The 12,352-nt window shown below is 61.4% G+C and carries 8 protein-coding genes; 4 read left to right on the forward strand and 4 right to left on the reverse strand.

What is annotated here, in order from left to right:
- Window positions 1-472 precede the first annotated feature (472 nt).
- Together YWU_RS18845 and YWU_RS18850 are read right to left on the reverse strand one after the other, a co-directional pair.
- Complete coding sequence (locus tag YWU_RS18845; RefSeq protein ID WP_338025288.1) at window positions 473-886, reverse strand: Rossmann-fold NAD(P)-binding domain-containing protein; 414 nt, start codon at window positions 884-886, stop codon at window positions 473-475.
- Between the two features lie 24 nt (window positions 887-910).
- Window positions 911-1,333: an NAD(P)H-binding protein gene (locus YWU_RS18850; protein ID WP_338025289.1), complete on the reverse strand. Its 423-nt coding sequence runs from the start codon at window positions 1,331-1,333 to the stop codon at window positions 911-913.
- A 114-nt stretch (window positions 1,334-1,447) separates the two neighbouring features.
- On the opposite strand from YWU_RS18850, the gene YWU_RS16550 reads away from it, so the two are divergent.
- From YWU_RS16550 to YWU_RS0111400, 4 genes are read left to right on the forward strand one after another with little or no spacing between them, the layout of a single operon-like run.
- Window positions 1,448-1,807 carry a winged helix-turn-helix transcriptional regulator gene (locus YWU_RS16550; protein WP_051260299.1) on the forward strand — a complete coding sequence of 120 codons (360 nt, stop codon included), beginning with the start codon at window positions 1,448-1,450 and terminating at the stop codon, window positions 1,805-1,807.
- Window positions 1,808-1,863: 56 nt separating this feature from the next.
- Window positions 1,864-4,554: a DNA polymerase I gene (gene polA, locus YWU_RS0111390; protein WP_240484127.1), complete on the forward strand. Its 2,691-nt coding sequence runs from the start codon at window positions 1,864-1,866 to the stop codon at window positions 4,552-4,554.
- A 47-nt stretch (window positions 4,555-4,601) separates the two neighbouring features.
- Window positions 4,602-5,801 (forward strand): MFS transporter, encoded by a 1,200-nt coding sequence (locus YWU_RS0111395; RefSeq protein WP_027020575.1) that lies wholly within the window; start codon window positions 4,602-4,604, stop codon window positions 5,799-5,801.
- Complete coding sequence (locus YWU_RS0111400; RefSeq protein ID WP_027020576.1) at window positions 5,801-6,472, forward strand: MerR family transcriptional regulator; 672 nt, start codon at window positions 5,801-5,803, stop codon at window positions 6,470-6,472. Before YWU_RS0111395 ends, YWU_RS0111400 begins: the two co-directional genes overlap by 1 nt.
- 2 nt (window positions 6,473-6,474) lie before the next feature.
- Here YWU_RS0111400 and YWU_RS0111405 read toward each other — a convergent pair whose 3' ends face one another.
- Together YWU_RS0111405 and YWU_RS0111410 are read right to left on the reverse strand one after the other, a co-directional pair.
- Window positions 6,475-9,600, reverse strand: a complete 3,126-nt coding sequence (locus YWU_RS0111405) for a UvrD-helicase domain-containing protein (protein WP_027020577.1) — start codon at window positions 9,598-9,600, stop codon at window positions 6,475-6,477.
- On the reverse strand, window positions 9,600-12,329 hold the full coding sequence (locus YWU_RS0111410) for a PD-(D/E)XK nuclease family protein (protein ID WP_027020578.1): 2,730 nt from the start codon (window positions 12,327-12,329) through the stop codon (window positions 9,600-9,602). The genes YWU_RS0111405 and YWU_RS0111410 overlap by 1 nt, the downstream gene beginning before the upstream one ends.
- Between the last annotated feature and the right edge of the window lie 23 nt (window positions 12,330-12,352).

Consider the following 12,352-nt stretch of genomic DNA (forward strand, 5'->3'; position numbering starts at 1 on the left):
GCAGGTGCAGTGGTGCGAAACCGCGGGTGGTGAGCACTGTGGCGAGTTTGGGCATGCGGTGCAGCAGCAGGCCGATTTTGCGGTAGTCGCAGGCGGCGGTGGTGCTTTGGCCAAGGTCTGCGGTGAGGCAGGTGGTGTGGTGGCGCACGTCGTCNTCNGGGNNGCANAGGCANANNGCGGCGAGGGTGAGTTCGCTGCGGTTGCGGTTCAGCGCTGCTTCGGCGCGGGCGGAGGTGTTCTCGTGTGCCCATTGTGGTGCGGTCTCGGCGAGGGCTGCGGTGAAGGGGCAGTTGGTGGTGCCGTGGGTGTTGTCCATGGTGGTGCCCCCCTTTGTTCTTGGTGTCGAACTGTTTCGCTGGTGTGTTTGACTATTGCAGGTTGTTTCTGCGGTTTCAAGAGGCCAGGGGGTTGTTTCGATAGTGTTATCGAATGTTCACCTGCTGGTATGTGTTGCCTGGGATTGGCTGGGTCCTTAGTTGGTCCAGCCGGCAACAATCTCGGCCACGGGAGTGGTCGGGCGGCCAATGAGGTGTGACAGGGTTCCCGGCTTTGGGCCCTCCAGCTCTCCGGCGGCGATCGATTCATCGGTAGTCGCGAGGAAATCTACGAAGAACGGGGGTGTGCCGGCGTCGGTCAGGGCAGCGCGGTACTCGTCGGTCGGGACATTGCGGTACTCGACCGGCTTGCCGCTGACAGTGCTGGCGACCTTGGCGAGGTCTGCCAGGGTGAAGGCCTCGTCGCCGGCGAGTTCGTAGGTTGCGTCGGTGGCGTCTTCGGCGGTGAGGACTACCGCTGCAGCCTCGGCGAAATCATTGCGGGCGGCGCCTGAGATGCGACCGTCATTTGCGCTGCCGATCAGGGTTCCGGAGTCGACTGCCTGGGCCACACGGTCGGCGAAGTTCTCGATGTATCAGCCGTTTCGGAGCAGTGCGACGTCGAACGGGGCCGCGGCAAGGAGCTTCTCGGTCTCGACATGTTCGGGTGCTACGGCATTGATCTCGGTGGTGTCGGTGTGGAGGAAGCTTGTGTATGCCACGAATCCGACATCTGCCGCGGTCGCAGCCTCAATTACTGCGGTGTGCTGCGGGACGCGCTGGCCGACTGCGTTGCCTGAGATAAGGAGAAGGCGGTCAATGCCCTGGAGTGCAGATGTCAGTCCCTCGGGCTCGTCGTAGTCGAACTTTCGGACGTCAATGCCCGCTCCTGCGAGATTTTCTGCCTTGGCTGGGTCGCGAACCAGGGCGACGAGCTGATCTGGGGAAGTTCGCTTCAGGAGCTCTTTGGCGACGAGGGTTCCGAGCTGTCCGGTGGCTCCGGTGAATGCGATGGTCATGGCGATGTCCTGTCTGTTGGGGTGCGGGGACCTACCCGCTTTCACTAACTTTTCATTAGTGCTAACTTAAAGTAAGTACTTTTCGCTGTTAGTGTCAACCCCTGAGGAGGAAAAATGACTGACCCGCAGCTCACGGACGATTTTCCGATGGACGTATTCAGTGCACTGTGTCCTTCCCGGGAATCGTTTCGGAACGTTTCTGGACGGTGGGGGTCTCTGGTGCTCATGGCAATTGACGGCGGCGCCACCAGATTCGGAGACATCCGCAGGTGCATCGACGGACTCAGCGAGCGAATGTTGTCCCAGACCCTCACTGCGCTCACCGACGACGGATTCGTCCTCCGAAGCGAAGATGGCGCCGGACGGCCGATTTACGCGCTTACCTCGGGCGGCTCTGCGGTCACGGTGAAGGTGAAGGAACTCCGAGACACGGTGTATGCGCATCTGGAGTCGCGGAGTGTGGAGACGTCGTAAAGCAGTCTTTTATGCGCTTCGATTGACTGTCCGTGGGGCCTCTACACTTGGTGGCTATGAAGCGAACCCTGATGCTGATCGACGGCCACTCGATGGCTTTCCGCGCCTTCTTCGCGCTGCCCACGGACAATTTCTCGACAACCGGCGGGCAGTATACGAACGCGGTGTACGGGTTCCTGTCGATGCTGTCTTCGCTGCTCGGCGAGGAGAAGCCGACGCACGTGGCCGTGGCGTTCGACATCTCCCGCAAGACGTTCCGCTCCGAGATGTTCCCTGAATACAAGGCTCAGCGCGAGAAGTCGCCAGAGGAATTCCGTGGACAGGTGCCGCTGATCCAGGAGGCGTTGCAGCAGATGGGCATCGTCACTTTGGAGAAGGAGAATTACGAGGCCGACGACATCATCGCGACGCTGGCGACGCAGGCTGAGCCGGAAGGCTTCGAGACCTACATCGTTACCGGCGACCGCGATGCGCTTCAGTTGGTCAACGACACGACCACGGTCCTGTATCCGATGCGTGGAGTATCTAACCTGCACCGTTTCACCCCGGACGCGGTCGTGGAGAAGTACGGCCTCACTCCGGTTCAGTATCCGGACTTCGCGGCGTTGCGTGGCGATCCGTCTGACAACCTGCCGGGCATCCCGGGTGTCGGTGAAAAGACCGCCACCAAGTGGATTACCCAGTACGGCTCCCTCGACGACCTCATTCAGCATGCTGAGGACATTCGCGGAAAGGCTGGCGACAGTTTCCGTGAGCGGATCTCGAATGTGGAGATGAACCGCACGCTGACGGAAATGGTCAAGGATCTTGACTTGCCGTTTGGTCCTGAGGAGCTGGAACTGCGGCCTGCCGATGCGACAGGTGTCTCCGACTTCTTCGATCGCCTCGAATTCGGCGCTAACCTGCGCGACCGCGTGATGAAGACGCTGCGCTCGGATAGCTCGGTTGTTGAGGCTTCCGATAAATCGGAGGCTCCAGCTGAGGTGGCTTACGCCTCGCTTTCCGACGGTTCCCTCAACACCTGGCTCAACAACCTCGCATTGCCTGCCGCCATTGATTTTACGGGCGGGAAGTTGGCGATCGCAGCGGTCGGGACGCCGATGGAGTCTGAGTCGGACGAGCCTGTGGGAACACTGACGGATGTCGCTGTCCTGGAGCTGGACGACATGGCTCCCGCGGATGAGGAAGCGCTGCAGAAGTGGCTGGCCGACTCGTCGGTGGCTAAGGCGGTGCATGATTCGAAGGCAACGATGCACGCATTGTGGTCGGGCCCGGACTATGAGTTGGACGGGGTCGTTCACGACACGATCCTGGCCGGTTACCTGCTGCGCCCGAGCCAGCGTAGCTATGAATTGGACAACCTCACCCAGCGGCACCTGCATCGCGCCTTGGAGATCGAGGAGGCCGAAGGTCAGATGACCTTGTTGGATGAGGCCGGTGAAACTGGCGGCGGAGAGCGCGCCATCGCAGTGTTGGAGTTGGCCGCAGTTTTGTCTGAGGAACTCGACGAGGCTGGCCTGTACCCGGTGTACGCCGACATTGAGGTTCCGCTGGCCGTCGTTCTGGCTCGCATGGAGCGCACTGGCATTGCCGTCGATACCGACAAGCTCGAGGACCTGCAATCGGAAGCGGCACAGAAGACCTCTGCTGCAGAAGAGGCGGCTCGCGACCTGGTTGACCGCCCGAACCTCAACATCGGTTCGCCCAAGCAGCTGCAGGAAGTCCTCTTCGATCAGCTGGGCATGCCGAAGACGAAAAAGACGAAGACCGGCTACTCGACCGCAGCCAAGGAGCTGGAGAACCTCGCAAAGAACAACCCGCATCCCTTCATGGAGAAGCTGCTGGAGTTCCGTGAGGCTCAGAAGATGAAGTCCACCGTGGAGGGCCTGATCAAGGCCATCGCCGATGACGGACGTATTCACACGACCTTCAACCAGACCGTCGCAGCCACCGGTCGCCTGTCCTCAACCGACCCGAACCTGCAGAACATCCCTGTGCGCACTGATTTTGGTCGCCGGATCCGCTCTGCATTCGTTGCAGGCTCGGACTATTCCAACTTGGTCACCGCCGACTACTCCCAGATTGAGATGCGCGTGATGGCGCACCTGTCCAAGGACGAGGGACTGATCGAGGCGTACAAGGCCGGTGAGGATCTCCACAACTACGTCGGCTCCAAGGTCTTTGGAGTTCCCATTGATGGGGTCACCCCAGAGCTGCGTCGCCGAGTGAAGGCCATGAGCTATGGCCTGGCCTACGGACTATCCGCGTTCGGCCTTTCCCAGCAGCTCGATATCCCTGCAGGTGAGGCAAAGCAGCTCATGGAGGACTACTTCGAGCGCTTCGGCGGCGTGCGAGACTACCTCTCCGGTGTTGTCGACCAGGCTCGCAAGGACGGATACACCGCGACTCTGTACGACCGCCGCCGCTACCTGCCGGACCTTACGGCTACAAACCGCGTCGCCCGCGACAACGCCGAGCGTGCCGCACTGAACTCGCCGATCCAGGGCACCGCCGCCGACATCATCAAGGTGGCCATGCTGCGTGTCGACGAGGCCTTCACCACTGCAGATCTGAAGTCTCGGGTCCTGCTGCAGGTCCACGATGAACTTGTAGTCGAGGTCGTCGATGGGGAAGAGGACACCGTGGTCGACATCCTCAATCGCGAGATGGATGCTGCGATCGACCTGCGCGTACCGCTGGAGGTCTCTGTCGGCGTGGGCACGAACTGGGATGAAGCTGCCCACTAGATCGCTGGCCTTGACCTTGACGTGACGTCATAGTTTTTGCTGAGGACATGACACGAAGCTTCTTCTTCTACCTGTCCTCGTACGGCACATCGATACTGGGCAACTCCATCACGGCGGTCGCACTGCCGCTGCTGGTGTTGTTCACCACCGGCAGCCCGCTCGGCGCCGGTGCGGTCGCCATCGCCGCCGCGGTACCTTCTGCCATCGCGGGAATCCTCATGGGTTCGCTCATCGACAAGATCAACCGTCGTACCGCAGCGGTTTTGTCGGATGTCATCTCGGCAGTGGCGCTACTGATGTTGCCGATTGTTGAAATGACGGTAGGGCTCAATCTTGGGTGGTTCATCGCGATCGCGATCCTCAACTCCTTTGGCGACGTCCCCGGAATCACCGCACGTGATGCAATGATTCCTTCGATCTGCAGAGCCTCCGGGGTGGATTCTTCGAGGCTCATTGGGCTCAAAGAATCTTTGGGCGGCGGCTCCATGTTGGTTGGCCCGGCGATCGCCGGACTTCTTGTGGCGACGCTCGAGCCGGTTTCCGTCATGTGGGTTACTGCTGGAGCCGCGGCACTGGCAGCCATCCTGTCGTTGGGCATTCCCTACGGTGCTGCTGCGGTGAACGACCCTGCGGACACTCCTCGCCCGGGCGGTGTCTTCGACGGGGTCGTCATCATCTTCCGTCATCCGCTCCTGCGAGTGATGGTTCTGCTGAGCCTCGTGTTGGCTGTCGCACTCGCCGCGATGCAGGGAATGGTGATCCCGGTCCACTTCGCATTCCGTGACGAAGCCGAACTCGTCGGATTCGTACTCAGTTCCCTGGCTGCGGGGCTGCTCGTTGGAGGCGCAGTCTTCGCGGTGCTGGGGGAGAAGGTGTCCCGGCGCGTGTGGTTCTTCGTCGGGGTCGTCGTGGTCGGCGCCGGATTTGTTGTTATCGGATTGCTCGGACCTGCCTGGTCGATCTTCCTCGGCGCCGCTTTGGTCGGAGTTGGCGGCGGCTGCATGAATGCAGTCATCGGCCTGACCTTCATCGAGAACGTTCACGGCAACCAGCGTGGAAAGGTCCTCGGTGCACAAAACGCGATCATGACGCTCGTGCCGGCGCTGGGAGTCGGGGGCGCGGCCGCACTCATCGAGGTCGGTAGCCTTGGTCTGACCACGACCGTTCTCGCGGCGTTGTGGATCGTCGCCGCGATCGTGGCGATACTGAGCCCCCGAGTGCGGAGGCTGGGACAGGAGACAGCCTGATGCGCATCGCCGAGTTGGCCGATCTCGCGGGAGTAACCGTCCGCACCATTCGCTATTACCACCAGGCCGGAATCCTCCCGGAGCCGCCGAGACTCTCTAATGGGTACCGCGATTACACGGTCGATGACCTGGTCACTGTCCTGAAAATTGTCGAGCTCACTGAGTCCGGTCTGTCGCTGTCACAGGCTGCGACGGTGGCTGCGGGCTCAACTGATTCGCCCGACGACGTCTTGGACGACGCCGACCGAGCCCTCGCCGCGAAAATTGCTGCCCTTACCAAGCAAAGAAAAAGACTGGCCGAAGCCCGTGCCGGAGGGCACGTGGGACTATCCCGAGAAACGGCAGCTCTCAGCGTCACTCCCGATGACCTACCCACTGCGATCTTGCTTGCTCATCTGTACCGGGATAATCCGCAGCTTCCGCTCCTGGCCACGATGCTCAGTGCGCCGGAGATGCGAGAGAGCCTCGAATCCATTCAGAAGCGTTTCGACGCCCTCGACGAGCACTCCACCGACGACGAACTCGTTAACCTCACAGCCGACATCCATGACGTGATGGCTGACTTCACTGATGGGCTACCGGCGTTGACGGAAGAGCAGAATCAGCTGATCCTCGCTCTGACCGAAGGAAAGCTCAACAACCGCCAGCGGCGGTTCTTCGAAGGGCAGTGAGCCTAAACGCCCAGTGCCAGGACCAGGCCCTTTAAGGGCAAGTGGATCAGCGTCTCGGTAGGTCGGGAGTGTCCGGCCAGTTCGAGAGCATCCGCGTACGCACTGAGCTGTCCGATGTATTCCTTCCTCACATGATCGACCGGTTCAGGTCCGGGATAGGACTTGTGGTCGATGAGGATGAGGGAGGCGTCGGGAAGCATAAGCAGTTGATCGATCCACCCCTCAGACACCTGGCCGTGCTCATTGCGCCAGGTGATGGGGACCTCGGTGAGGATCTTCGCGCCCGGGTAGGTGGTGTCGATCCAGGTGCGCCAGCGCTCGCCGAGTTCGATGACACGCTCGGGATCGATGTACCGAGAGATGTTCCAGGAGTTGATGAGGCGGGTGGCGGAGGTGAGTTTGTCGGCGTCGGGAAGTGAGGCGCCAAGGTAGCTGTGGATCGCATCGCCAACGTGGTTCCAGTTTTCGCCGCCCTCGTCCACGAGCGGATCGCCGAGGATCGCGCGTTCAGTGACCGCCACCGTGTCGATCTGGGTGGCGGTGGTGCGGATACCACTGGGAGTGACTCGGGAGGGGAAACCTGGCGCTGAAGGAGCCGTGCGGAGAATGTCCTGGGAATGAGGCACTGTGCCGGTGGACTCCAACTCGCCGTCTTCTGGAATGGAAAGGGAGGAGATCTCGACGGGAACCTCGGCGAGCAGGCCGTCGTTGTTCTTGATCTGGAGGAAGTCGCCGGCGGTGTCGAGTGAGACCTCGGTGCCGTTCAAGGCGGAGAGGCCGGTGAAATCTTTGATCGGCGCCAGCGCGGAGATGCGGACGGCACGGGTCAGCGCGACGTAGGAGAGACGCCTGGCATCGGCGTTGTCAGCGTTGCGTCGGATCAGTTGTGAGCGGTGGTTTTCGAGCTCCGCGATGATGGTGTCGAGCTTGGAATCGATCGCGGGCCAGAAGCGGAGGAAACGTCCGCCGAGGGGGTCCTCGATCGTTGGTGGGCGGAGGGATTCGACGCGATGGCCGAAGGGGTGGAACCAGTCGGTCGGCTTCGGCACGATCACACAGACCGCTTCCCACTCGAGCCCCTTGGCCGAGTGGACGGTGCCCACATAGACGCCCGTCTCTGACTTCTGGTCCGGCGCCTCGGCGTCCTTGAACCACAGTAGGAATCCCGTGGGAGAGACCGGCGCGCCATTGCCTTTGGCCTCGTTCATGTAGTCAAGCGCCATTGCGGAGATGGCGCCGAGGGATTCAGTGCGCTCGTCTGGAGTGCTCCATCGCGCGATGCGACGGCGCAGGTCAGTGGCGTCGATGACCTGACGGATGATCTCATCCGGGGTCAGGTCGACAACTGTTTCGCGAAGCGCGACGAAGGGCTCGAGGATTGGATCCTTGGCCCACTGTGCGAGTAATTCACGGCGATCCTCGCGAGTATCGGCTGAGGTCAGATCTCGGAACCAAGTTTGGTGGGCACCGTGGTCATCCATCAGGTGGATCAACTCGGTGAGGGACTGGGTGTCCCGGGCATCGAGGAGGAACCCGAGAGCTGCCTGCACCAGCTGCCCTTCACGGGATTGGCGCGGGTCGGAGATACCACTGGAACAAGGGACCCCGGCCACCTTGAGTGCTGCGCTGATCTCCTTGGCCTGAGTGTTGGTCCGGGCAAGTACTGCAATGTCTTCCGGAGCCAGCCCGTCCTCGCGGATCCAGCGGATGACGCCGGCAGCGATGGAGCCGTACCAATCCGGATTCTTAGGGGTCTTGGCGTCGGGGTTCCATATTTGAACGCGGCCGTCGCGACGCTTCTCTGCCACCGGCTCTGCGACGGTCAAACGTGCGGACTCATCGATCGTCGCTGCGAAAATCTCGTTCGACAGTTGCAGTGGCTGTGCGTGCGAACGCCAGGACTTGTCGAGGACTCGGAGGTCGCCACCGCTGTCCTTGACCGCCTCGATAGCCGCATCCATCAACAGCGGGTCTGAACCGCGGAAGCCGTAGATCGACTGTTTCGGATCGCCAACCCAGATAATCTCGCCGACGAGTTCGCCCAGTGCGAAGAACAGTGAGAGCTGCAGCGGGCTGGTGTCCTGGAACTCGTCGACGACGAGGACTTCGTAGGAGTCGGCGATTGCTTCTCGGACTCGCTCGGAGGACTGGATGACCTCCAGCGCCATGACCTCCTGGTCGATGAAGTCCAGAAGGCCCAGTGCGTCCTTGTAGTCGCGGTACGACTCAATGCAGTCTGCGGCGGTAGTGAGAGTCAGCTCGATGAGGGTTCGGATGTCGTCGCGGAACACCGGGTTGGCGGCGATGTCGGTTGAGATATCCGAGAAAACCTCGAAGGCCGCAACCACCGCTTTAGGCGATGAGACCTTGCCGAATCCGGCCCATTCAGCCCAGGTGAAGTCACGTGGATGATTGCGCGCTTGATCGGCCCACTTGGTGTGCTTCTCGACCCGGGTTTTCGCGGTTTTCGTAGTTTGGCCTTCATCTGAATCGATCGCCTCATCACAAGCCTGGATGAGGTTTGATTTCCAGAGGCCGGTGCGTGAGTCAGTAGTGTCGGGGGAGGCGACGGCGTCGAGAAGCGATATCACTTCCTCAGTTGAGGGCTTGATTGAATCGCGCAGGTCATCAGCGGTGAGAAGGTTCTGGCGAGCTGCCTCAGTGATCTCCTGGACAGTCCGGGGCCAAGAGATGCGGTTGTCGTATTGGTGGGTATCGGCGGGGCGGTCGTAACCGGTGCGCTTGAGCAGCTCATGGTGTTCGGCATCGCGGACGGCAATGATGTCGTCGGTGGCGACGGCGAAGGCACGCTTGCCAGCCTCGTCCTCCAGGATGTCCAGCATGGGGGAGAGACCTGCGTCGATGGCGAAGTCCTGCACGATGCGCGAGGCAACCGAGTTCACCGTGCCGACGAGCGCGGCATTGACTGACTGCGCAGCCGCCGTGAGCCCACGGTCCATGAGCTTGGATCGGATGCGCTCAGTCAGTTCGGCCGCTGCCTTCTTCGTGAAGGTCGTGGCGATGACTGCGGCGGGGTCGAGGCCCTCCGCAATGCGTGAGGCGAGCTCCTCGGTGATTTGGTACGTCTTGCCAGTTCCGGCGCTGGCGGTGATGATCGTTGATTTCATCAGCGGAAATCTCCTTCGATACCGGTGAGTACGCCGTAGTCGGTGTACGTAAAACTTTCGACGGGAAGGAAGCCACCTTGGTCGTGGACAACGCCGGCGGCTTTCTCGGCGGCTTTCATGCTGGCGCTGTAGCTCAGGCCTTCCCCCTGGACGCGAGAGATTAGGCCATTGCCGACATCGTGAATTGTGCCGTCGAAGGCGATCTCCGCGAGAGCCTCGGACAGTGACTTTTTCGCAGCAGCCCACAGATCCTCGGTGTCGTGGCCACCGGCGGTGATACCGCCTAGGCGCGGATCGACGGAGTTGAATTTTCCGTACTTGAGCTCGTAGTACGCGGTAGTTACTGCAGCCAGCGGGAGGTTTTCTTGATCAGCGACAGACCAGGCATACAGAGCCAACTGCAGCGATCGGCCGTTCTGCACAGACTCGCGGAACTTCCTCTTTGATCCGCTGTACTTCAGATCCACGACGACCGGGAGGCCTTCATTGCCCACGGCATCAAGGTCGCGGAAACCGGACACCACGAGTGAATGGGTGATGTCGGGGCGGGAACCGTTCGGATCGGTCAAGGTTAGGGTCAGTGGCACCGCGAAGTCCGCCTCCACCGCGCGGATGCGAATGCCGGCGTCGGACAGCGTTCGGAACATCGACGGAATTGACTCCAAGGCCTCAGTGCGCAGTTGCTCGCGTCGCAATGACTGTCCAGGCAGCAACAGCTCGGACGCCAGATAGGGGAGCATCTCGTCGAAGACGTCCGCGACCTCAGCCTCGGAGACCTCCACCAGGTCCGCTTCCTCGCCGACGTGTCGGTGCACCAATTCCTCGACAATTGCGTGCTCGAACGTGCCGACCAACTGATTTCCGGCTGGCAACTGAGCCAGTTGGCCTGGACGGATCCCCAGTGGATAGCTCAGCAGCCACTCCAGACGGTGAATGAGGAGCTTCTCCATCTGGGAGTAGGACATCTTCTCCGGAAGGAGCTGCGTTCCAGGTCTCACGTGCCGCAGAACCGGATCCACCACACTGATTTCTTCTGCTACAGGGTCGGTCACCTGCAGTGATTGCCCGCTGAACATCCAGGATCCATCGGACACCAACTCAGCGGCGTCTGTAGTGACGTCCTTAATTAGGTCGGGCACCGGAGTATCCCCATCAGCGGCATCTTGCACTGCAAAATCCAGGAGCGGATCGAGCAACGTTGGTTCACCGTCAAGCGACCGTGCCACCACAGCCACAACGTCTCCAGCGCTACGCACGCCCCGCAACTGCGCGTGGACGGACAACGCCGCCAACGCAGTCGGGCTTGGCACAATGACACCCGCCGTTTCAGCCAATTCACGGACCTCTGCTGGCGTCCAATGCCGAGCAAGCGGAGTCGAGTTGTCGATTGCTCCCCACCACAGCACTGGCGCCGGGGCTAGAGCTGACAGTTGGCTAGGGGACGTGACCGTGGGGCGGTTCGTCGCTTCTGCTCCGGACAGCGGTGACGCCGCAGGCGGGCAACAGTCAGTGATGATCCGCTGCAGTTCGGGCTGGCTCACGGATTCGCGTTCTTGCAGCACCGCAATGACGGAATTTACGGATTCGCTGGCGCGGGTGAGGGCAGAAGTGGACGTCGTGAAGCCGATCTTTCGCAATCTCGCCTGCAGCCACGTTAGTGCACGGATGATGTCCGCGGTCGGGCAGAGCCCATCCTGGAAGGAGAGGGCGTTCGTGGTGAACAGGTGGGTGAGGTCATCGGCGATGTCGAAGCCTTCCTCCTTCAGCTTCCCGACGGCCTGAGCCCACGCCCCACCACCCACACCCGGCTCCTGAATGAGTGCTCGGAGGAGTTCATAGCGCACGGCTGACGGAACAAGACGGACTGCGTGAGTGCCGCCTTCGTCGCCGGTAGTGGTCGATAAACCAAGGTCGAGGACCGCAGCGACGGCGTTGACGTTGATCGGGGCGGTGACGGCATTGAGGAACAAAGGCACAATCTGGGCGGTCGCGCGCAGATCGCTGGAGTCAGACCGGCCGACTCGGGGGAGCCCTCGGCGAGCCAACTCCTGATCGAGGGCGTCGGTGCGGGAGGTAGATAGAAGGGTGCGGGCAGGATCTGTCGCAAGGATCCGAGCGGCCGTTTCTGCCGCCTGCCATTCGGTAGCGGCAGAAATAATACGAACCGAGCGCACCGGCTCGGGCTCGGCTGGTTCGAGGATCTCGACCCCGAGAACGTGAAGTGACGTGATGATCTCGGACCATGGGGCCGGGAGGTCAGAACGATTCAGCACAGTGAGCGAGTCGATTCCCACGGATGCCGGGGACTCCACATTGGCTCGGTGGTGGAGCTCGCGGGCTATGTCCCGCAGACAATCAGCGACTCCGGGGTGGTCGGTGAACTCCACTTCCGCCAAGGCCAGCGCCGCCAGACGGGGAGAAGACAAGCCACTGCGTGGAACCCAGCCAAGTTCGGCCAGTTCATCACGAAGGGATAGCAGCTGGGAGGCGGTTGCCCAACCGTCGAGTTCCATAGACTGTGCGCACCAGGGATGGGCTGTTGCCTCAAGGGCGCGGCGGTAGGCGGCCACTCGTCGGGGGCGAGGAATCTCCGGCGCGGTGATCCCTAGACGTGTCCCCAGGATCGAGGTAAGCCCTCGGGGACCGACAGTGACCTCACCGATAGTTCCCTGCTTTCCACCGCGGAGCCAGGGCGCGCCGTCCAGTTCCCACCCGAAGAGTATTTCCATGGGGAAGATACTAGGAGGCATCC

This window comes from Corynebacterium sputi DSM 45148, assembly GCF_000427865.1.
GTDB lineage: Bacteria > Actinomycetota > Actinomycetes > Mycobacteriales > Mycobacteriaceae > Corynebacterium > Corynebacterium sputi.